The organism is Prosthecobacter fluviatilis, from assembly GCF_055388355.1.
Window position 1 is genome coordinate 6,126,479 of sequence record NZ_AP043782.1, and the last position, 21,172, is coordinate 6,147,650.

A 21,172-nucleotide genomic window follows, 5' to 3' on the forward strand; every position below is an offset into this window, starting at 1 on the left:
TCAGGCGGGTGCTTGCAGCGGGAGGATGACGGTGAAGGTGCTGCCTTTGGACCATTCACTGGTGGCGGAGATTTTTCCCCCGAGCAGGGAGGTGAGACGGTGGCAGATCGCCAGTCCCAGCCCCGTGCCGTCATGCTGGCGGGTGAGGCCGCTGTCGATCTGGCGGAAGGGTTGAAACAGCTTGCTGAGATCCTCCGGCCTGATGCCGATGCCGGTGTCCGTCACCGAAAGCCGCACGGCAGGCTGCGGCGGGAGTTCCGGTGAGGGCTGGAAATCCGGGACCGGCTCGGCCGTAAGGGTGACGTGGCCCTGATCGGTGAACTTGATGGCGTTGTTCAGGAGGTTGAGCAGGATCTGGTCCACGCGGCGCTGGTCGCTCTCCATGGTGGCGAGCGCGGGGGAGAGCACGGTGGTCAGCGTGAGCTCCTTGGCTGCAGCCAGCGGCTTCACGGTGGCGGTCACGCGTTCGATGGAGGCTGGGATGTCAAATGATGTGGCGCGCAGTTCGAGCTGGCCCGCTTCGATTTTGGAAAGATCGAGCACATCGTTGATCAGCTCCAGCAGATGGCGTGCGCTGGTGCGCACCATGCCGAGCTGCTTGCTTTGTTCAGCGTTCAGGGGCCCGGCCAGGCCTTGAAGGAGGATGCCGGTGAATCCTATGATGGAGTTCAGCGGCGTGCGCAGCTCATGCGACATGGTGGCGAGAAAGGCGGATTTGAGCCGGTCCGCCGCCTCAGCGCGCACACGCGCGGCCTCCAGCTCGGTGGTGCGCGTGGCTACCTTGGCCTCCAGGCTCTCGTTGAGTTCGCGCAGCGCCACCTCGGCCTGGTGGCGCTCGGTGATGTCGATGGAAAGCAGGAAGACGCCTTCGGGCACCGGCTGGCCGCGTACATCGAACCAGCCAGTTTCGCCGTCGGGAAAAATGAACTCTGTTTCCTCATGGAACGGCAGCCTCTCCTCCAGGCAGCGCCGGATCAGGGCAAACACCCTGGACTGCTCGATGCCGGGCCAGGCGTCCTGCATGCGGCTGCCGAGCAGCTCGGTTTTTGGCCGGCGGTTTTGGATGGACGCCGCGTCGTTGAGGTAGAGGTAGCGCCATTCGAAATCGAGCAGCTGGCAGCCTTCGAGGATGTTGTCCAGCGTGCTGCGGTAGCGCTGCTCGCTCTTTTGCAGCGCCTGCTCCGCGGCATGACGCTCCGAGATGTCAATGCCCATGCCCACCAGGCAGGTGGTGCCCCTGAACACCACGCGCCGCCCGGTGAAAAAATACGGCCTGCTGCTGCCGTCCCGGCACATGAAGGGAGCTTCGACAGCGGATGCCCCCGTCTCAAAAGTCTGGGCGATGCGGTGAGCGACCTCCGTCTTGTGCTCGGAGCCAAAAAAATCCAGCGGATGCATCTGCGCGATCTCCTCGCTGCTGTACCCGGAGACGGTGGAGAAGTTCTGGTTCCAGCGCAAAAACTTGCCCTGCTCGTTGTAAAAATACACGATGCCCGGCATGCTCTCGATCATGGTTTCCATGAAGAGCCTTTCGTTTTCCGCCTCCTCCTGGGCATGCTGCCGCAGTGCCTCACGCTCCAGGTTTTCCAGCGCAAAGGAGACGTCCATGGCCGCCTCTTCCAGCAGCGCGATTTCCTGGTCCTGGAAGAAACCCGGCTCTGCCGCATAGACATTCAGCGTGCCACACACCGCGCCCTTTTGCCGGATGGGAAACACGGCGGACGCGCGCAGGTTGCGGCGGCCTGCCTCCGCACGCCAGGGCAGGGTGGCGGGGTCATTCAGCAGGTCATTGCAGATGTAGGGCCTGCCTTCACGAAACGCCGTGCCTGAGGGGCCCTGGCCTTCCGGCCGCTCATCGGTGTAAATCTGGATGTTGTGGAGATAGCCGCCGGTGTCGCCGCACTCCGCCACCGGCATGAGCCGCTTGGTTTCCGGGTCATTCCAGCCGATCCAGGCCATGAGGAAGCCTCCATGCCCGACCAGCACGGTGCAGATTTTTTTGAAAAGCTCCTCGCGCTGCGGTTTCCTCACGATGGCGTGGTTGATCTGGCTGAGCGCGGCATACAGGCGCCTGAGCCGCTCAATTTCGAGCTGGTGCTCCTGCAGCGCCTGGAGGCTGCTCGGGCTCTCGGGGCGGCTTGAGGATGGATCGGCAGAGTCAATCATCTAGGGGCAAGCCGGATGGCCTGCCTCTCTTATGCGAAGCTTCCCGCAGAATGCCAGCGTTGTTTTATTTCCAATACTTCTCCACCGCAGAGACGAGGCCGGGGATGCTGTTTTCCTGCGCCTCCACGTCCACCTTGAAGCCGTGGGCCTTGATGGCGGCACTGGTCACGGGGCCGATGCTGGCGATCTTGATGCCTTCCGGCAGCGGGACTTTGAGATTGAGGAAATGCTCGAAGGTGGAGGCGCTGGTGAAGGTGATCATGTCTGCGCCTTCTTCCTTGAGGCGGGCGAGGGCTTCGAGGTTGTCCTCCGTTTCGGCGATGGTGCGGTAGGCCTCCGCTTCATCGACGATGGCGCCCATGCCGCTGAGTTCGTTGGCGATGACTTCGCGCGTCTCCTGGGCGCGGACCCAGAGCACCTTCACGTTTTCCATGTCCTGGTGGTCCTTGAAGGCTTTGACGAGGCCTTCGGCGACGTAGTTTTTCTTGTCTGGCATGAGGTCCACGGCCAGATGGCGGGCCTTCACCTTTTCTGCGGTGCCGGGCCCGATGCAGGCGATGCGCACGCCGCCGATGCTACGGGTGTCGTTGTAGAGCTTGTCAAACATGGTGAAGAAGGCGTCCACGCCGTTCGGGCTGGTGAAGATGATCCAGTCGTAGGTGTGGCAGTCCTGCACGAGTTCGCCAAAGGACATCTGGTCTTCCACCGGCGCGATGCGGATGGTGGGGATCTCGATGACGTCGGCCCCGAGCGCGGAAAGCTGCTTGCTGAGCACACTGGCCTGGGCGCGTGTGCGGGTGACGACGATTTTTTTGCCAAACAGCGGGCGCTCTTCAAACCAGTTGAGCTGCGGGCGCTCGGTGACGACGTCTCCGATGACGGCGACTGCGGGGGCCTTGAAGCCTGCGGCCTTCACCTTGGCGGCGATGTCTGCCAGCGTGCCGGTGAGTGTTTGCTGGTGGGTGTGCGTGGCCCAGCGCACGAGTGCCACGGGGGTTTCCGGCTTGGCGCCGTGCTTCAAAAATTCGCGGGTGATCTCCTCGATGCGCTCCACGCCCATGAGGAAGACCTTGGTGCCGTCTGCCTGCGCCAGCTTGGCGTAGTCGAGCGAGGTGTCCGGCTTGGTGGGGTCTTCGTGGCCGGTGAAGATGGTGAGCTGGGAGGCGTGGGAGCGGTGGGTGACCGGGATGCCGGCATAGGCCGGGCCTGCGATGGCGGAGGTGATGCCGGGGACGATCTCAAACTTCACACCGGCTTCACGCAGCTCGGCGGCTTCCTCGGCCCCGCGGCCAAAGAGCACGGGATCACCGCCCTTGAGACGGGTGACGGTCTTGCCCTCGGTGGTGAGCTTGACGATGAGCTTGTTGATCTCTTCCTGGGAGAGGGTGTGGTCGCCGGCTTTCTTGCCCACGTAGATGCTGGCCGCGCCGTCCTTGGCATAGCGCAGGTGCGCGGGGTTGCAGAGGTAGTCGTAAACGAGCACGTCCGCCGCCTCGATGCATTCCTTTCCCTTGAGCGTGAGAAGTCCGGGGTCGCCGGGACCGGCGCCGACGAGGTAACAGATGCCAGGGGTGGTTTTCTTGGTGGCCATGGTTGGAAAGGGGGCGTGCAAGGTGTCGAATACATGGCTTATCGCAAGGCTGGATGATGGTTTCCCATTTACTGAATAAATAGCGGGGCTAAATCGTTAAGGATGCCCACCGTGCCTGCCATCCTTTTAAATCTGCCTCCTGCCTGTGATCCTGCTGAACCTGTGCTGCTGGCGATCTCAGGCGGGCGTGACTCGGTGGCGCTGCTGCACCTGCTGCGGGACGCTGGCTTTGCCCATCTGATCCTCTGCCACCTGAACCATGGCCTGCGTGGCAAGGAGTCGATCGACGATGCGGCGTTTGTGCGGCGGCTGGCGAAGAAGCTGGGGCTGAAGTGCGAGATCGAGACAGAGGATGTGGCGGCGCTGGCGGAGAAGAGCCGGCTTTCGACGGAGACGGCGGCGCGTGAGGCACGCCATGCCTTCCTGCTGCGCATGGCGGAGAAATACGACGTATGGGTGGTGCTGCTGGCGCACCATGCGGAGGATCAGGCGGAGACGATCCTGGGAAACCTCTGCCGTGGCACCGGGCTGGCCGGGCTGGCGGGCATGCGGGTGGTGCAGCGGCTGGAGTCAGGGCTGCACCTGGTGCGCCCGCTGCTGCACGTGCGGCGCAGCGAGATCGACGCCTACCTCAAGTCCAAGCGCTGCAAATACCGGGAAGACTCCAGCAACACCTCGCCCAAATACCGGCGCAACCGGTTGCGGCATGAGGCGCTGCCGCTGCTGAACGACATCTGTGTCCGCGATGTGGTGCCGCAGATGCTGCGGCTGGGCATGCTGGCAGAGCAGGATGACGACGCGCTGCAGCGGCTGGCGCTAGATTTTCTGCGTGTGGATGGCCGCGTGCTGGAGGACCGCTCCCTGCTGGTCTCTCCTGAGCTGCTGGCGCTGCACCCGGCGGTGTCCTCCCGCGTGTTTGCCCTCTGGCTGCGGGAGGTGTGGGGGCTGCCGGGCATCGACTATGAGGTGATCGATGCCGCGCTGGGCATGCTGGCGGCGGACGGGCCCGCAAAGACCAATCTGCCCGAGGGCAAGCACCTGCGCCGCAAGGCGAAGCGGCTGTGGGTGGAGTGAGGAGAAAGTACTCGTGAGCTTTAGCTCACTCTGAATTCTGGGACAATGACGTGCTGACCAGAGCGAGCTAAAGCTCGCGAGTACTTTGCAGAACCTCAGCCCTCCAGCGTGTTGATGAACAAACCGCTGCGCAGCTTGGGCTCAAACCAGGTGCTCTTCGGCGGCATGATCTGGCCGGCGTCTGAGATGGCCATGAGCTGGTCCACGGTGGTGGGGTACATGGAGAAGGCAACGGTGTGTTCCTTGCCATTCACCAGCTTTTCCAGTTCGGCGGTGCCACGGATGCCACCGATGAAGTCGATGCGCTTGCTGGTGCGCGGGTCGTCGATGCCGAGGATGGGCTTGAGCAGGCGGTCCTGCAGGATGCTGACATCGAGCTGGTCGATGGGACTGGCGTTTTTGTCCGCCTGCCAGGTGAGCTCATACCACTGGCCCTTGAGGTACATGCAGCACTGGCCGGGCTGGGTGGGGGACTTGAGCGTGGTGGGCTTGAGGGTGAAGACTGCGCTGACTTTCTTGAGGAACTCCTCGCGGTCCGTGCAGTTGAGGTCTTTCACCGCGCGGTTGTAGGGCAGGATTTTGAGCTCGTTGCCGGGGAAGAGCACGCTGAGGAACCAGTTGTAGTTTTCCTGACCGGTGTGGTTCGGGTTGGCCTCACGGCGCATCTTGCTGACGCGGAAGGCGCTGGCGGCACGGTGGTGTCCATCGGCCACGTAGGCGCAGGGCACCTGGCTCTCAAACAGGCCGGTCAGCGAGACGCAGAGGCCCAGGGAGAGGCGCCAGACCTGATGGCGCACGCCATCGGGAGCGGTGAAGTCATTGATGGGCTTCTCGTCCTTCATGAAGCTTTCGATGAGGGCGGTGATGCCCGGGCGCTGGCGGTAGGTGAGGAAGATGGGGCCGGTGTTGGCGTTGAGCTTGTCCACCAGGTTGGTGCGGTCGTCTTCCTTGTCCTGGCGGGTCTTTTCGTGCTTTTTGATGATGTCCTTCTCGTAGTCCTCGGTGTGGCAGACGGTCACCAGGCCGGTCTGGCTGTGGCCGGCGATGACCTGGCGGTAGAGGTACATGCAGGGCTTGGCCTCGCGGACGAGGATGCCGTCTTTTTGCAGGCGGTCAAAGTTCTCGCGGGCCTTGGCGTAAACGGGGGCGGAATACGGGTCGATCTCCGGGTCCAGGTCGATCTCGGCACGGTCCACATGCAGGAGACTGAAGGGCTTGCCAGTGGCAAGGGCGGCGGCCTCCTCGCGGTTGACCACGTCATAGGGGACGGCGGCGACTTCGGGGGCGTGTTGCTGGGCGGGGACGAGACCTTGGAATGTGCGGATGCGCATGGGGCGGGATAGAGCGCGGGGGGGCGCTTGTCAAACGCGGAGGCGGGGCGGGTGTGTCAGCAAAGCAAACCAGGTGCGGCGCAATTGGGCAACGGCTACCCCGCGGCGGCCTTTTCTTTCTCCTTCGCCTCATGGTTCTCCCTCGCCACTTTGCGGGCTGCGGAGACGACATGCGTGCAGGCTTCGATGCACAGGAGAGGGATGGCATTCGCGGCGTGGCTGGGCTGCGTCTTGGATGCGGCAGGGCCTTGCATGGGCTGGGTGGCATCCAGAGGCCAGAGGATGCGGCGCAGGCACTTGGTATTGGCACACGTGCGGCCGATCATGGCATGGGCCTGATCGTCGGTGATGGTGTTGACAAAGCGGTACATGCCGGTCTGGCGGCTCAAAACATCGCGCAGGGGCACGGCGGCGAGCTTTTCCTGCTCAAGGGCACGCGCCATGCCGATGGCGGCGGGGTAGAAGAAGTCGAGCGCGAGGCGCAGTTCGTCGAGATCGGGCAGATCGAGCCGCCAGCCGCGATTCAACGTCGGCGCGGAGTGCAGAGGGCGGAAGGCACCGCCAGAGTCGTTGCGGGCGATGTAAAGGGCATCGTGCGCCTCGTGGTGCACCTGCAGGCCGTCTTTGCCACGATCTGCGCTATGGCACAGCGAGTAGCTGCCGTCGGTGTTGGTGGTGATGGAGATCTCTCCGATCTCATCGAGGCCAGAATTGAGCCAGTAGGCGAGGGAGGATTTGATTTCGTCATTGGCCATGCCGGGCGGGTCCTTCACGCCGTGCTTCACGTCGAAGTCGTGCACCTGATCGAGGATGACATCGGCCATCAGCGCTTCCGTGCCGATGGCACCGCTGTAGTAGATGCTGCGGCCCTGGAGCTGGTGCGGGTTCTGGTGGAAGATGCCGCTCTCGCTGAGAGCTGCGCCCACCTCCTCCCGCATGCCGAGGAGCACGGGGATGTCCTGAAAGCTGTGCAGGCCGTCGGCGATGAAGAAGGGCACTACGACGACATTGGGCGCGGTGGTGAGCTCGGCCCACTTGGCCACAAAGGGGGCCTCCTCCATGTAAGCGTCGAGGACTTCGGCAAAGCCATAGTGCCCGGCGCGGATGAGCGCCACCTGGTCCTGGATGGCCTTGGTGGAGTTCTCATTGAGGCTGGTGCCGTGGCCCACGATGACGAGGCTGGTCTGCTCTCGCGGCACATGTGGCGCGACTTCATCGGCGCGCTGCAGCAGGAGGCGGGTCATGTTGGGGTGGATGCCCACGGGGTCGCAGTAGCGGATGGTTTTGCCATCGCGGTGCGTGGTGGGTCCGCTGAGCCGCAGCTCGCGTGGTAGCACCTGCTGGCAGAAGTAGCCCTCGCTGATGAAATTGGGCACGATGTAGATGACGTCGCTGTCCACCATCTCATAGACCTCGCGCATGTTGGGCTCCTCCTTCCAGAAGCAGCAGGCCACCTCGCGGAAAAGGCCTCGGCGGCGGATGCTGTCGGCGTGGCGGTGCGTGGGCTCGCTGGAGTCCGGGTTCGTGGTGGAACCATGACCGACGACGATGAGTGCGGCGTGTTTGTGTGAGGTCAAAGCGGGGAAAGTGAGGTGAAGTGTGTGAGTCGTCCTCGTTCTCCTGCTCGTCCTCGATCAAAACGCGAACGCTAGGTGATGCGGGGGGGGGCGAAGGACTGAAAACTGAAAATTGTCAGAGTCGGTATGCGGGAGTGGTATCGAGAATGAAAAACGGGCTGGTGTGACACTTCTCTACGCCAGCCGCCCCCGGATGGGAAACAATTCGTCATTCCGTGATTGATTCGCTTCGCTCGGCTCGGCTCGGCTCGGCTCGGCTCGGCTCGGCTCGGCATTTCTCACCCATGCCTGAACCTCACGTCCTTGATCTTGGCATCGGGCAGCTTTTCCTGCAGGCGGCGGAGGATTTTCACCTTTTCCTGCATTAGCGCGTGGTGGGCGGTGGGCTGGAGCAGGCGCACGGTCAGCACGCCGCGCTCAAAGGTGTCCGGGCGGGTGAGCCTGAAGAGAATGGTGCCCACGATCTCCTGCCAGGCGGCGAGGATGTCCTCCAGCTTCACACGGTTGGCCAGCCCGGCCTTGGCCACGATCTGGGTGGCCAGATCTCCCACCCGCAGCGTGGGCAGGTCCATCAGCGGACCGTCCTCCACACCACGCCAGGCGGCGATGAGGTTGTGGCGCCTGCGCATGGCGGCGGTGGGCTTGCGGGGGTCCATGGCGCGCATCCTAGACGGCAATCGACGCATGCTAAATCACAAATTTCAAATCTCGCATTCCTTCGGTGCGTTGTTAAAGGTGCCTCTTTCCTACCTGTCCCCCCCCAACCCCCAGCCGATTTTCAGCCATGTCCGTCGCCACCGCCACTCCCCCTGCTGCCGTCCCCACCGAGCACACCGACCCCGTGAACGCCCAGATCCTGGCTGTGAGCGAGGACCGCATCAAGGGCTTCACCCCCACGCCGTTTCAGGACATCGCCGAGGGCTGCGGCCTGCCGCTGGAGACCGTGGTGGAGCGCATCCGCGCCATGCTGCGCGCAGGCGTGATCCGCCGCGTGCGCCAGACGCTGCTTGCCAACAAGCTCGCTGAAGGCGCGCTGGTGGCCTGGAAGGTGCCCACCGAGAAGCTGGAGGCCGCCTTTGAGTTCCTCTTTAAAGAAGACCCCTTCAGCGGCCACGTGGTGCTGCGCTCCACCGACCGTGAGGTCAGCGGCAGCGACTACCGCCTGTGGACGACCCTGAAGGTGCCGCAGGACCGCAACATCAATGACCACTGCGATGTGCTGGCCCGCCTGATCGGTGCGGAGAATTACTACACCATGCAGGCCCACGGCATCTTTGCCCTGGGAGTGGGCCACGTGCGCCGCAAGACCATGGAGCCCGGCGAGAAAGCCGACGAGCCCGCCAAGATGATGACCACCAACATCGCCGAACTGGACGCCGAGGAGTGGAATGTGCTCCTGCACCTCAAGGGCGACCTGACCCCTGAAGAAGTGGGCCCCAACCCTTGGGAAGGCCGCGCCAAGGCCGCTGGTGTCTCACTGGAAAAATTCTGCGAAGTGGCCAAGCGTCTGGACCAGAAGGGCGTGATCGGCCGCTTCTCCACCTTCCTGGAGCACGTGAAGCCCAGCGCCGCTGGCGTGCGCGTGACGCGCTTCAATGCGCTTTTCCACTGGAAGGTGCCCAAGGGCATGGAAGAACGCGCCGGTGGCGAGGTGGGCCGCCACCCCATCATGACCCACTGCTACTGGCGTGAAGGCGGCGATCGCTTTGCCAATGTGAACATCATGGGCGTCATCCACGGCACCGACAAGGAAACCGTGCTGGCGCACAAGGCCGCCATCGACAAGCACCTGGCCGATGTGGGCATCCCCCTGGAATACACCAACGTCTTCTGGGGCGGCCGCAGCGAGATCAAGCCCAGCGAGATCTCACCCATCGTCTTCAAGGAATGGCACGAGAAGTATAAGGACGTGAAGGGGCCGGTGGTCTAAGCGAATGACAAAGCATGCGGCTTCGTAGGATGGGCGTGGCGACATCCCGCCCGTCCATAAGCGCGTGGCCATCATCAAGCGCCTGCGAGCGGCCACTGCACTCCCGTGATGGAGTGTGCCGTCAACGCTGGAGCGTGCGCACACGCTCGGGTCGGGCGGTTTGGCGGCGAGAGCTTGGCAGCCAGGAGAACTCCCGACGCCAAACACACCCAACCTACGTCCTAGCAAGCCCGCCATGCCTTGCGGGCCCAAGCTCACTCACTCTCCCCGTCGCCTTTCTGATGCTGCTGCCAGTGCTTCTCACTCTCCTGCAGCCAATGGTGGTATTTGGGATCGAGGACCTTCTGCTCGCGCAGGGCCTGGAGCACGGCGCGTGCGATGGCGCGGTCGTCGCTGCTCGCGGGCAGCAGATTGTGCCAGAGGGAGGTGCTGCGGTGCAGCTTGAGGGCAAAGGTTTTCGTCTTTTTCCGGCCGTCCACACTGCCCGTGACGGTGACGTTCACCGGATCGGGCCAGGAGTGCGGGACGAGGCCCAGCGTGAGAAAAGTGGACAAAAGATCCAAGCCACAGTGCGGCACGTGCGTGATGTGGTCCACCCTGGAGAGCGTGAAGCCATCCTCCTTGCGCCCGACGATGTAGCTGGCCACACGCGCCTCCTCGCTGCCGCCCTTGGGCGTCTTGGCATGCTTCCACTGCAGCCTGGGCGCGGAGAAATCACACGCCAGCCGCGTGGCGCAGGAGCCCAGGAAAAGCGGCAGGAGGAGCGCAAGGGCGTTGCAGAGCGGCGAGCGTGTCATGTGGGGGGGAGGCGACTGAGGGAGGATGGTCGGACGGCACCAAGGTTTCTGATTTCGGCCGGGTCATTCTCCCCTCCGGCAGAACAGGGCTGCGAGAAAACTGATGCCTGCAAGGGCAGAAATGCCGCCAGCCACTACGGCACCCTTTTTCGAGACATGCTCAAAGGTGTCGGGGCGTGAGAGCTTGGCAGATCCCGGACGCGCCACATCCACCTCAGAAGGATGAACGATCATGGCCGCGCCCACGAGCACGAGGCAGAGTCCAAGAATGAAGATGCCGTATTCGAAGCCGGTGAAGCGTCGCATGGATCAGCCGGGGTGACTGGGGGGCATGTCGGCCTGGGGTGGCTTGCTTTGAAGCGCATGAGGTTTCTGTCCGCTGAGCATCCACGAGCAGAATGTGGCCAGGAGCAGCAGCGCCATCACGGCAGACATGCAGCCGCCCTTTTTCTTTTGCGCCGGCCAGCCGGTATCCGGATGACCGTGGATGGCGGAGATGGGGCCGATCCGCACCGCCTCGCCCACAGGGTGGAAATGATCTGCAATGATGGAGAACAAGCGCTGACGCACCGCATCGATTTCGAGCGCGCCCTCGTAGCCTCCCATGTTGAGATGGCTGGACGCGGTAAAGACGCCCAGCACCGGCGGCCCGAGGCCGGAGGGTATGCTGCCGGCCATGCCCATCTTGGCCGCCACTTTCCCATAGTCCATGCGTTCTAATCCCACCACGAGGATGGGCTGGCTGGAGGGGCCGTGGGGATTCCGGTCCTTGCGGTAGTAAACGGTTACTGCAAAGGGGTAGTCCAGATCCCTATCATCTTCGGCAGGTTTGCCGGTCATTTCATTCATGATATCCAGCACCGTCTTGGGGTGGGTCTGCAGGACCAGCACATAGTCGCCCCACACCCAGGCCTCGCCTGGGCTGGTGCTGCTCAAGGGGGCAGGCATGGATGGAAATTGGGGGAGGGGGATCAGTGGATGCATGTGTTGATTAAAAAATAAGCTCAGGAAATCGGCAAGCTTTTTTGGGGGATTCCCTGATGGCGATGGGTGCCGCAGAATGACTGAACTCAAGTCGGTTCGATTGTGAAAAGGTGAGCCACTTGGGGGGGCTTGCACGAAGAATGCTTCCAGATTCCGTCCCCGGTTGATCTCAGAGGCTCTGCATGATGCAGGAGAACACCCCCAGATGACAAAGCCTGGCCAGAATCGCCACCATGGCCAGCGCGCAGAGCCCGTGCATCATCTTGTGGTAAGTGCTGGTATCTTTGAAAGACAAGCGTGCCAGCAAAACAAAAGCCAGCAGCGCTGCGGGATAGAGCAGCAGGGACCAGGGGGCCATCAAATAGATGAGCTTTCCCTCCGGCCCCCTGAACTTCATGCTGCCACTGGGCGTGTTGTCGTCCCCGTAATACTCCGTACGCCACGCTTCGATGCTGGCACCCCAGTCAAACACCAGCTCCGTGCCGTACCATGCCACGACGGAATAGACGCACATCAGCAGTGCCAGCGCCCTGCCAAACTCAAAGCAGCGCTGCCGGGTTTGAAGGAGCCCATGAGGTGTGTCCGACTCTGACTGAGGCGTCTGGTAGAGGTTCATGATCTGGCATCAAAAAAGATCGAAACGGCGGGACACTCCGCCAGGCTTTGCGCGAGTCCGCCCTGGGTTCATCTTTTACCCTCCACCTTCTTCGGAATCGCGAGGGTCACGGAGTAAGCGGCTGCGTCATTCGGGGAGTCGTCAAAGTAGAGGATGAAGCCGTCTGCGGTGGGCTCCAGGGCCACGAGATCGCGGCCCTGGCGCTGGGTGATGCGGGCGTGGGGGAGGTCCAGCGTGGCGTATTTGGACCACAGGGCGGGGGACTTGCGCGGGTTATACCACGGAATACCATCAAAGGTCAGGTCATCGGGCTCGGACCAGTGGAGGTGCGTCCACTTCACGCCCGCTGGGGTGAAGGTGAATCTTTCGCTGCCGTCGATCAGGCCGGTGATGGTCAGGTGCTCACATGCTGGCGGTGGCTTGGGCGTGGTGCAGCAGCTGGAGAGGAGGATAAATGCGAGGGCGGTGAGCGGTATCATGGGGAGTGCGGGAAGGGGTCGGGATGTCACAGTGCGGCGGTTCCGGGAGAGTCGGCCGCTGTGGCGGGCGCGTCGTTTTTCTGAGTTCCTCGTTCCCGGTAGCGGAGGCTGGAGGACCACCGCTGGGCCGGGAGCTCCACGCAGCGGTAGAGCAGCCACGCCGCGCCGATGGAGACGGCCACGGCTGCGAGCAGTGCGGCCAGCCTCCCTGGCATGGAAAGGTCAAACTTCTGGCTGAAATTCACCACCCGGCTGCCCACGGGGATGTGCAGCAGGTAGAGCGAGTAGGAGATCTGCCCCAGGAAGAGAAAGATGGGGTGCTCCTTCGGTCCGGACAGCCCCAGCAGCAAAGCCGTGGCGGCTGCGGTGGCCGCGATCAGGCCCCCATTTACCAGCCACGCACCGCCCCCCAACAGCAGCACTCCCAGCCAAAACCCGCTGCGCCCCAGCAGGCCCACGCGCAGCTGAAAGGCCGCCATGCCCAGCATGAAGAGAAACAGCCAGTGAAAGAGATGCTGCTCCGCCGGCAGCAGCACCGCCAGGCATGCCAGCACGGCAAACGCCGCCACACGCACGCCTGCGGCACGATGCGCCAGCACTGGAAACAGCAGGCCTACCAGCAAATAATACTGCAGCTCGATGGCCAGCGTCCAGAAGGCGGGATTCAGCCAGGGCTGCCCGGCCAGCGCATTCAGGTAGCCCAGATGCAGCACCACCTGCACAAAGGTGGGCTCAAAGGGCGGCCCCCTGAAGCCGGGCAGCGCGCTGCACACGTAGCCCAGCACGAGCAGGATGACGATGCTGGCGAGGTAGGGCGGGTCCAGCCGTATGATGCGCCTGAGGATGAAGCGGCCGTAGTCTGCCATGCGGTAGCCGCTGCGCTGCAGCGCATAAGGAATGATGAAGCCCGAGATAACAAAAAAGACCTCCACCCCCAGCCAGCCGTGGGTGCCGGACGACTTCAAAAGGCCCTCCGGCAGGAAATTTGCGCTGCCATTGGTAAAGTGGTACCAGCACACCGCCAGCGCCGCAAAGCCACGCAGCATGTCCACGACTGGAAGCCTGGGAGATGCGGAGGTCATGCGTCAGATGCCCGGAGTGACGGGGCCCGGTTCAACACGGGGAATGCCGGCATGGACTGCATCGCGGACGGGGGGCTGCTCATGCCTCAGTGTATTGCGGAGCTGCGCATGTGCGCAAGGATTATGCGGAGGCAGCGGGTGGAGCATGGAGATGCTGGCCTGAGGCGCGGGCCAGCGCGGCCTCCACCACCGTGCTTTTGGCGTCTGCGTAGGCGTTCATGTCCGGCCATTCCTGTGTGGCGAGCCTGCGCTTCACTGACTCGTAGTGCAGGCGGTCTTCTGAGTGGGTGCGCAGCCAGTCGCGGAACAGGACGTGCCGGGTGTGCTCCACGCAGCCGGTGGTGAAGATGTGAATGTGAACGTCCAGCTCCGGGGTGCGGAGCATGCGGTGCTGGTGCCAGTCCGGCTCGCGCACACGCAGGGTGTAGCCTGCGGCCAGCAGGGGCTCCAAGTAGGCGGCCTCGTTGGCGGAGTCTGCCACGAGCAGATCGATGTCGATGATCGGCTTGGCCGCCAGTCCGGGGACGGCGGTGGAGCCTACGTGCTCGATGGCCAGCGACTTTTCACCCAGTGCCTGGGAGATGATGGCGGCATGATGCTCAAACTTCGCCGCCCAGCGCGGATCGTGATCCACGATGACGATCTCACGCTTTTCAATGCCGCCGATCAGGACTTCGCTCATGGGGTGGGTGCGTTGGGATGACTGGGGTTTGATTCGCCGCTTTTCTTCTTCTCCGCATGCAGATTCACAAAGGCTCCGTCCACGCCCAGCCTGCGCACGCTCTGCCTGGAGCGCAGCTCCCACACGCAGCTCGCGAACACTTCATAGCCCCGCTGCTTCAGGGCCTTCACGAGCCGGCGTGTCAACACCAGCTGGTTGATCATGCAGCAGTCCCAAGGCTGCTGCTTCCACAAAGCCGCAAGGGCGGGGAGCAGGCCAAAGCGGGCCAGACGAATGTCGGGCATCAACTGCCGCATTCTGCGCAAAACGCTGCTCCTGTGCGAAGCCAGGACCACCTTCTCCCATGGGAGATGCTCTGCGAGGTAATCGGCCACGCAGATGAGATCTGCCTCGGAGTAATCGCCCTTGAGGTGGGCGATGAGGCGCATGTGGGGGCCAAGTTCCGCCAGGCATTCGCGCAGCTCGCACTTTGTATTCCACCCAAAATGCGCGCAGTGGAATTCGCCTTCCACAGCACGCATCACATCCAGTTCCACATAGTCTGCTTCATGCTGTGCAGCGAGGCGCACGCCGGCAGGGCTGTTTTGCATGCAGCGGGCCATGCCGCCACGGTGGGCGATGGTTTTCATGGGGCAGTGTGGACCACGGACGGCGCTGGATCAAAGCACCAAAAGTGCGATCTATCGCAGCTCAGAGCAACGCCCTGGGAATGCGGCACGAAAAGCCGGAAGCCCTGAAAGGGCGGCCTAACTCAGGTGGCCTTCGACATCAACCAACCGAACGTGCCGCGTCAATCCCACACATACCGTTCATCAAACGGCACCTTGTGCTTCGCCAGAAACTCCCGGTACTCTTCCTGAAACGTCTTTACCCGATGATGCTCCTCCTGATCGCGGATGTAGTTCGCCACCTTGGGCACATTCGATTTGCTGACCGAGAACGCCCCGTATCCCGCCTGTCAGTGCCGCATCCTGCGTCTTGATCCATTTGGAGGACGATTTCTTCACGTCTTCCACCACCAGCGCCAGCGTGACCGTGCGGCCCATGTTGAAAAGCAGATGCACGTGATCCGCCACCGAGTTGATGAGCACCGCCGGGGAGTTCAGGTTGGCCAGCACCGTGGCCATGTACGCGTACAGATCCGGACGCACCGAGGCGGACAGGCAGGGCACCCGTTCCTTCGTGGAGAAAATCAGGTGGATGTAGAGGTTCGCGAGCGATTGCGGCATGGGCGGATGGCGATGCGCGCGGAGGGACGGGAGTTGAAGGAATTAGGCCGCCCCTTCAGGGCTCCCGAAATAGAACCGGGAAACGGGTGGTTGTAAACCTAGGGCGTTGCCTTGGGCTGTGTTAGGTCGCACCTTTAGTGCTTCAAGCGGCAGCGAGAGCGCTCGTCCACCTCAGGCCGGAGAAAGGTGTGCGAAAATTTCGCCTCGACCGAGTTCCATTCATTTCAGGCGTTTTAACTATGGATGGTGTCATTTCTCAGAAAGTTTGGCCAACTCGATCTCGAGCTCTTTCTCCTTGATGAGATGATAAAGCAGATGGGCTCGAGATGCCAAGGCTGATGACTCGGGGTTATGTTTGCCACGCTTCTGCATGTAGTCTGCCAAGATCGCCCGCACTTCTTCGGTTTTTCCCTGGTTCAGGAGATTGTCGCACTTTTTTATAAACTCGTCGAGACGCGCACTTTGTGCTCCTGTAGACGCATACATTTCCAAGACTCGATACGCGAAAATGATCCCTGGAATGGCTAAGATGGCGAGAATTACTCTGAGGCGTCGCGAATGCGGAAGCGTTGGAAGGATAACCAACAGTATCAGGGCCAGGAAGAAGAGAGCGATGACAATTTCCATGTGCTTGTTCTGCTTGGACGCTTGTTCTTATCGAATCAGAAAAGCCTTCGCGGATCAATCAAAAACGCCTTCCCCTTTTCAGGAGAAGGCGTCGGATGAATCGAAAGATCCGTGAGTCCTAACTTACGCCACAATCGGCAGCAAGTTCGCTTTGCACCACTCACCGTTCTGCTTGGTGACGCCATCGGGGTCGTCCACGGCGCAGTGGGCTTCGTCTTCGCAGATGATCCAGCCGGAGTAGTTGCGGGCGACGAGCCATTCGGTGATCTTATGGAAGTCGAGCTTGCCGGTGCCCATCTGGGCCCAGGGCTCGGCGCCGTTGCCGGAGAAGTCCTTGTAGTGAATGTGGTTCACCAGGTGCTGCCACTTGTTGAGAGTGGCGATGACGTCCATGCCGCCGCGGATGATGTGGCCCACGTCCGGGGTCCAGCCGGTGACCTTGGGGTCGAGGCTGCTGAGGACGACGTCGTAGTCTTCCTGCGTGCGGACGAGGGAGGCGGGCGGGGAGTTCGGGTGGTAGGAGGCCTTGATGCCGAGATCAGCGGCGCGCTTGGAGACGGCGTTGACGTTCTTGGCGATGTTGAGGCGGCGATTTTGGAGGTTGTCTTTGCGGCCGCTTGGCAGCGTGACGGTGCCGAGCATGGAGCCGGGGAAGTGCTTGAGGAAATTGAGCGTGAAGTCAGCGGCTTCCTTTTCGTTTGGCGCTTCGGTTTCACCGTCCCAGGCGCAGACCAGGGCCAGGCCGGCGAGCTGCACGTTGTACTTCTGCAGCACGTCCTTGAGCTTGATGGGGTCGATGAAGTCACCGAGCCAGTACTTGGAGCAGCCGAGGGCGCTCTGGGAGATCTCCAGCACCATCGGCTCGATGCCGGTGAAGCCTGCTTCTGAGGCGACCTTGATCATGTGGTCGAGCTTGTTGTCGTAGCCTTTGCCGGTGCCCTGCATGAACCAGGTGTAAACTTCGGAGCCGAATTGGATTTTGCCCATGGTGTGTGTGTGGTTGTCGGTTTTGCGTTTCTAGGTGGAAATCACCCCGGCTGTTTTTAGAGAAAAAGCCGGAGGCGCGGCATTGGAGACGAACGAGTGCGGACTGTCCAGCGGCAAAGTGGTGCGCGTGCTTACGGCTTTTCCGGCGGCGGGGGGAGGCCAGCGGGGATGTCTGCGGTGTCGCGGTTGCGGATGTCGTGGGCGATCTCGGCGATGACGTTGGTGCTGTCCCGGCGTTTGGTCTTGGTGAGCACCAGCGGAATGCGCAGGGTGCCGCGCGTGGGGCCGCTGCGGCGCATGACGAGGACCTCGGCATCGAGCACGATGTCGTGCTGCTTTTCGGCATCGAGGCTGACGTAGGGGCCCAGCAGCAGGCTGGCGCGGGTGAGACCGGCTGTTTTTGCGGGCTGGAATCCGGCGCGGCCGGCAAAGCCCCTTGGCTCCATAGGGGCCTGAAAGCCCTCCGCCCCGCTGAGGCGCAGGCTTTTCACTTCAAACCACTGCTGATCTCCCGGCTGGCCAAAGGCGTGCAGGCGCATCTGGTAGGGACCCACTTCAGACACCACCGCGCTGCCGACGACCACGGCGCTCAGCGCCAGACCGGACTCGGTGGCCTTGGGGATGAACTCCACCCGAAAGGCGCTGCCGCCTGCCGTGGGGGCCGGGGTGCTGGACTGGTAGTCGTAACGTGTGGTGAAGACATGGACGCAGGAGGGCAGCCAGAGGAGGGCAAGCAGGGCGATCAGCAGGCGCATGCGGGCGAGCATGCAGGGGAGGTGGGATGGAAGCGAGCGGGAAGAGCGCTTGGGGACATTTCACATTGAGAAATGAATCACTTGTGTTGACAATATTAGTTAAGTTTAATATAATTACCATAATATGCCGATTTCTCGTTTCTTTGTTCTGTTAGCCGTTTTGCTCCTGCCTTTCGGCATGGCGCAGGCGCTGACTTGGGACGAGGGGCTGAACGGCGACCTCTCGGATGACGGGGCAGCACCGACGCTGCTGGGCACCCTGAGCGCCGGCAGCAATCTGATCACCGGCACCATGGGCGCTCTCAATGGTGCGCCGCCGCTGGATGCGGACATCTGGAATTTCACGATCGCCCCTGGCTATTACCTCACGGGGATCAATCTGGTGGGGTATTCCAGCGCCAGCGGCAGCCTGGGAAATGATTCCTTCATGGCCATTGCCAACGGGGGCTCCATCAATCTGAGCGACCCCTCGCAGCATTTGAGCAATGCACTCTGGGGTTACGCGCAGGATGGCTTTGGCAACACCTACAACGACCTGCTGATGCTGCTGGACCTGGGGCCGGAGTTTGGCGGCATCGGCTTTGACGGGCCGCTGCCTTCGGGAAACTACACCTTTTGGATTCAGGAGGGCTCAGACCAGATCAATTACAGCATCGACTTTGTGACGACGCCCGTGCCGGTGCCGGAGCCGGGGAGCCTGATGCTGCTGGGGGTGGCGGGGCTGTGGATGCTGCGCCGCCGGAGGTGAGCGGGGCAGGGGAGGACTGTGAGACCAGGGCGGGGGCTCTGACCGCTGATTGCTGGCCATCGGCCACCGACAGAGGGGAGAGGGTTTGCAAAGAGGCTGGGCTGCGGCTAAGGCGGGCGGCACATGATTCGGAATCTCTTGTTCGACTGGTCCGGGACGCTGGTGGATGACCTGCCAGGGGTGGTGGGCGCTGTGAATGGCATGCTGCGCAGCGTCGGGGCGGCGGAAATGAGCCGGGAGGAGTTCCGGGCACGCTTCCGGCTGCCCTACACCGAATTCTTTGCCGAGGTGCTGCCTGAGGTGCCGCTGCAGCGCCTGCAGGAGCTCTACCTGGAGCATTTCACCCATGCGCATGAGGATCTGGAGATCCTGCCTCACGCGCTGGAGTTCATCCAGTTTGCCGCAGTCACAGGCAGGCGCATGGTGGTGCTCAGCAGCGCGCCCCTGCCGCATGTCACGGCCCAGGCGGAGGCGCTGGGTGTGCGGGCTGCCTTTGAGGTCCTGCGCTGCGGCGTGGTGGACAAGCGGGAGGAAATCCACGGCCTGCTGGCAGAGCTGGACATGACCCCGGAGGAGACTGCCTTCATCGGCGACATGCGGCATGACATCGACGCCGGAAAAGCCGCAGGGGTGGTGAGCATCGCCACCTGCACGGGGTATGAGACGGCGGCCCAGCTCCTCACCTCCGGGCCGGACATGCTGGTGCCAGATCTCTCCCGCCTGCCCGCGCTCCTGGGTGGCCTGGGCGGGCATGACAAGGCCTACCCCGTGGCCACGGTGGGCGCGCTGATTTTGAATTCCAAAGACGAGTTGCTTCTCATCCGCACGCACAAGTGGAGCCACCGCTGGGGCATCCCGGGCGGCAAGATCAAGCGCGGGGAGACCTGCGAGGAGGCGCTGATCCGCGAGATTCAGGAGGAGACGGCGCTCACGCTGCGGGACATCGAATTCATCATGGTGCAGGACTGCATCGAGCCGCCCGAGTTTCAGCGCTCCGCGCACTTCCTGCTGCTCAACTACACCGCACGTTGCGCGGATGCGCAGCCGCAGGTGGTGCTGAATGAGGAGGCCCAGGATTTCCGCTGGGTGCCTCTGGCCGCAGCGCTGCAGATGGACCTGAACATCCCCACGCGCGTGCTGATTGATGAGTGTGTCAGGCGGGGGCTCTTGGAGAAATGACCAAGCAAGGCCAAATGCCAAAAGCTGCGCAGCACGCTTTCGTCATTATTTCGGCATTCGGACTTACTCATTCGTCATTCTTTGCGCTAAATATCCCCTCCACTCCCTTTGTCTTTCCCCATGCTCCCTCCTGACGAAATCCGTATCTCCGCCCTGCGCCTGACCACCCACATCGGGGTGCCGGAGGAGGAGCGCGCCACGAGCCAGGTGCTGGAGGCGGACATCACGCTGCGCATCGCCGCCCGCTTTGAGGCGATGCAAGACGACATCGCCGCCACCATCGACTACGCCGCTGTGGCCACCCGCTTGCAGGCGCTGTCGGCAGAGCGCCCCCGCAGGCTGATCGAGACCCTGGCGGCCGAGATGGTCGCGTGCGTGATGGAGGAATTTGGGGCCCAGGGGGTCAGCCTCGAGCTGCGCAAGCGCATCCTGCCAGAGACGGACCATGTGGCGGTGCGTCTGGTGCGTGGAAACTGAACAGAACCGCCGGGGCAAAGTCCAAGCCCCCCGCGCCTGCCTGTCCGGGCAGGGCCGGACCCCGCGTCCGTGACCCGCCAACCACACCACCCTGCACAGCCATGACCTCTCTGCGCCTCTTTCTGGCCGCCCTGCTCGCCGCCACGCTTTTGCCCTCCTGTGAGACCCCGGCGGACTCACGCCTGCCCACGGTGTCCCAGCAGGACGCCTGCGACGTCAGCTGGGGCCTGGAACCGCGCAAAGCACGGGGGAACCCCAAGATGCGCTACCAGTACAACTCCAGGGCCGAGCCCCAGCCCGGAGACCTGCCGACCGCAGAGGTGCCGCGCTAGGGTGTTTTCCATAGTTTCGTGTCTGACAAAGTGAGGGCTGTCACAGGCTCCGGAAGGGGGGCTGAAACATGGGCCTACGGGGAGGCGTGCCGCACGCAGACTGAACAAAAGGCCCGGTGGCAGCGTCTCAGACTTCGATCTTGCCAGCCACAGGCAGCCCGCCTAGTATCGCGGTCTCGTTTAGAATCCACTTTTGCCAAACAATGACATCTCTGCGTTTCATCTTTGCCGCTCTGGTTGCTCCGGCGCTTCTCGTATCCTGCGGCTCCTTTGAGCATTACGACTCGAAGTTCCCCACCGTGAGCCAGCAGGATGCCTACGATGTGAGCTGGGGACTGTCTCCGCGCAAGGCGCGCGGCAACCCCAAAATGCGCTACCAGTACAACGCCCGTGCCGAGCAGGCCGCCGGCATGAGCCTAGAGCCTTCAGCGCCCGCAGCTCCGGCCCTGGCCCCTGCGCCCGAGCCTGCCCCCAGCCGCCCCGCCCCGAGCAGCAGCCCGACGATCCCGCCCACCCTGCGCTAGCTGCG

General features: G+C 62.7%; 23 protein-coding genes and 1 pseudogene. 7 read left to right on the forward strand and 17 right to left on the reverse strand.

The features are described 5' to 3' along the window. On the reverse strand, window positions 1–2,166 hold the full coding sequence (locus tag ACZ5WW_RS23965; RefSeq protein WP_377163698.1) for an ATP-binding protein: 2,166 nt from the start codon (window positions 2,164–2,166) through the stop codon (window positions 1–3). A gap of 64 nt (window positions 2,167–2,230) precedes the next feature. Then, entirely contained in the window at window positions 2,231–3,757 is a 1,527-nt protein-coding gene (cobA, locus tag ACZ5WW_RS23970) for a uroporphyrinogen-III C-methyltransferase (protein ID WP_377163700.1), read from the reverse strand. 111 nt (window positions 3,758–3,868) lie between these two features. On the opposite strand from cobA, the gene tilS reads away from it, so the two are divergent. Next, the gene (tilS, locus tag ACZ5WW_RS23975) at window positions 3,869–4,831 is read left to right on the forward strand and encodes a tRNA lysidine(34) synthetase TilS (protein WP_377163702.1); all 963 of its coding nucleotides are present in this window, start codon (window positions 3,869–3,871) and stop codon (window positions 4,829–4,831) included. A 95-nt stretch (window positions 4,832–4,926) separates the two neighbouring features. On the opposite strand, the gene ACZ5WW_RS23980 is transcribed toward tilS, so the two are convergent. The 3 genes from ACZ5WW_RS23980 to ACZ5WW_RS23990 all read right to left on the reverse strand — a co-directional run bounded on the left by ACZ5WW_RS23980 (window position 4,927) and on the right by ACZ5WW_RS23990 (window position 8,395). Then, on the reverse strand, window positions 4,927–6,162 hold the full coding sequence (locus tag ACZ5WW_RS23980) for a DUF1015 domain-containing protein (protein WP_377163704.1): 1,236 nt from the start codon (window positions 6,160–6,162) through the stop codon (window positions 4,927–4,929). 95 nt (window positions 6,163–6,257) lie between these two features. Continuing rightward, window positions 6,258–7,739 (reverse strand): CbiX/SirB N-terminal domain-containing protein, encoded by a 1,482-nt coding sequence (locus tag ACZ5WW_RS23985; RefSeq protein WP_377163706.1) that lies wholly within the window; start codon window positions 7,737–7,739, stop codon window positions 6,258–6,260. A 278-nt stretch (window positions 7,740–8,017) separates the two neighbouring features. Next, window positions 8,018–8,395 (reverse strand): DciA family protein, encoded by a 378-nt coding sequence (locus ACZ5WW_RS23990; protein ID WP_377163708.1) that lies wholly within the window; start codon window positions 8,393–8,395, stop codon window positions 8,018–8,020. A 128-nt stretch (window positions 8,396–8,523) separates the two neighbouring features. Between ACZ5WW_RS23990 and ACZ5WW_RS23995 the strand changes: the two genes are divergently transcribed. Further along, window positions 8,524–9,669 carry an Lrp/AsnC family transcriptional regulator gene (locus tag ACZ5WW_RS23995; RefSeq protein ID WP_377163710.1) on the forward strand — a complete coding sequence of 382 codons (1,146 nt, stop codon included), beginning with the start codon at window positions 8,524–8,526 and terminating at the stop codon, window positions 9,667–9,669. Between the two features lie 254 nt (window positions 9,670–9,923). Here ACZ5WW_RS23995 and ACZ5WW_RS24000 read toward each other — a convergent pair whose 3' ends face one another. The 12 genes and pseudogenes from ACZ5WW_RS24000 to ACZ5WW_RS24055 form a co-directional block, all read right to left on the reverse strand. Then, entirely contained in the window at window positions 9,924–10,466 is a 543-nt protein-coding gene (locus ACZ5WW_RS24000; RefSeq protein ID WP_377163712.1) for a hypothetical protein, read from the reverse strand. Window positions 10,467–10,529: 63 nt separating this feature from the next. Then, complete coding sequence (locus ACZ5WW_RS24005) at window positions 10,530–10,772, reverse strand: hypothetical protein (RefSeq protein ID WP_377163714.1); 243 nt, start codon at window positions 10,770–10,772, stop codon at window positions 10,530–10,532. A gap of 3 nt (window positions 10,773–10,775) precedes the next feature. Then, the gene (locus ACZ5WW_RS24010) at window positions 10,776–11,414 is read right to left on the reverse strand and encodes a hypothetical protein (RefSeq protein WP_377163716.1); all 639 of its coding nucleotides are present in this window, start codon (window positions 11,412–11,414) and stop codon (window positions 10,776–10,778) included. Between the two features lie 205 nt (window positions 11,415–11,619). Continuing rightward, window positions 11,620–12,066, reverse strand: a complete 447-nt coding sequence (locus tag ACZ5WW_RS24015; RefSeq protein WP_377163717.1) for a hypothetical protein — start codon at window positions 12,064–12,066, stop codon at window positions 11,620–11,622. Between the two features lie 68 nt (window positions 12,067–12,134). After that, window positions 12,135–12,545: a hypothetical protein gene (locus ACZ5WW_RS24020; protein WP_377163718.1), complete on the reverse strand. Its 411-nt coding sequence runs from the start codon at window positions 12,543–12,545 to the stop codon at window positions 12,135–12,137. Between the two features lie 26 nt (window positions 12,546–12,571). Continuing rightward, on the reverse strand, window positions 12,572–13,627 hold the full coding sequence (locus tag ACZ5WW_RS24025; RefSeq protein WP_377163720.1) for an acyltransferase family protein: 1,056 nt from the start codon (window positions 13,625–13,627) through the stop codon (window positions 12,572–12,574). Between the two features lie 121 nt (window positions 13,628–13,748). Then, window positions 13,749–14,309: a GrpB family protein gene (locus ACZ5WW_RS24030; protein ID WP_377163722.1), complete on the reverse strand. Its 561-nt coding sequence runs from the start codon at window positions 14,307–14,309 to the stop codon at window positions 13,749–13,751. After that, window positions 14,306–14,938 (reverse strand): glycerophosphodiester phosphodiesterase, encoded by a 633-nt coding sequence (locus ACZ5WW_RS24035; RefSeq protein WP_377163724.1) that lies wholly within the window; start codon window positions 14,936–14,938, stop codon window positions 14,306–14,308. The genes ACZ5WW_RS24030 and ACZ5WW_RS24035 overlap by 4 nt, the downstream gene beginning before the upstream one ends. Before the next feature lie 161 nt (window positions 14,939–15,099). Next, window positions 15,100–15,538, reverse strand: a pseudogene (locus ACZ5WW_RS24040) (IS200/IS605 family transposase). A 249-nt stretch (window positions 15,539–15,787) separates the two neighbouring features. Then, a complete protein-coding gene (locus ACZ5WW_RS24045) occupies window positions 15,788–16,165 on the reverse strand; it encodes a hypothetical protein (RefSeq protein ID WP_377163728.1) in 378 nt (125 codons plus the stop codon). Between the two features lie 123 nt (window positions 16,166–16,288). Next, on the reverse strand, window positions 16,289–17,152 hold the full coding sequence (locus ACZ5WW_RS24050) for a sugar phosphate isomerase/epimerase family protein (RefSeq protein WP_377163730.1): 864 nt from the start codon (window positions 17,150–17,152) through the stop codon (window positions 16,289–16,291). A gap of 131 nt (window positions 17,153–17,283) precedes the next feature. Beyond that, window positions 17,284–17,919 (reverse strand): hypothetical protein, encoded by a 636-nt coding sequence (locus ACZ5WW_RS24055; RefSeq protein ID WP_377163732.1) that lies wholly within the window; start codon window positions 17,917–17,919, stop codon window positions 17,284–17,286. 148 nt (window positions 17,920–18,067) lie between these two features. On the opposite strand from ACZ5WW_RS24055, the gene ACZ5WW_RS24060 reads away from it, so the two are divergent. From ACZ5WW_RS24060 to ACZ5WW_RS24080, 5 genes are all read left to right on the forward strand, one after another. Further along, window positions 18,068–18,655: a PEP-CTERM sorting domain-containing protein gene (locus ACZ5WW_RS24060; RefSeq protein WP_377163734.1), complete on the forward strand. Its 588-nt coding sequence runs from the start codon at window positions 18,068–18,070 to the stop codon at window positions 18,653–18,655. A gap of 123 nt (window positions 18,656–18,778) precedes the next feature. After that, complete coding sequence (locus tag ACZ5WW_RS24065) at window positions 18,779–19,834, forward strand: NUDIX domain-containing protein (protein ID WP_377163736.1); 1,056 nt, start codon at window positions 18,779–18,781, stop codon at window positions 19,832–19,834. 120 nt (window positions 19,835–19,954) lie between these two features. Beyond that, the gene (locus ACZ5WW_RS24070; protein WP_377163738.1) at window positions 19,955–20,311 is read left to right on the forward strand and encodes a dihydroneopterin aldolase; all 357 of its coding nucleotides are present in this window, start codon (window positions 19,955–19,957) and stop codon (window positions 20,309–20,311) included. A 101-nt stretch (window positions 20,312–20,412) separates the two neighbouring features. Next, window positions 20,413–20,643: a hypothetical protein gene (locus ACZ5WW_RS24075; RefSeq protein ID WP_377163740.1), complete on the forward strand. Its 231-nt coding sequence runs from the start codon at window positions 20,413–20,415 to the stop codon at window positions 20,641–20,643. 203 nt (window positions 20,644–20,846) lie between these two features. Next, complete coding sequence (locus ACZ5WW_RS24080; protein WP_377163741.1) at window positions 20,847–21,167, forward strand: hypothetical protein; 321 nt, start codon at window positions 20,847–20,849, stop codon at window positions 21,165–21,167. Window positions 21,168–21,172 lie beyond the last annotated feature (5 nt).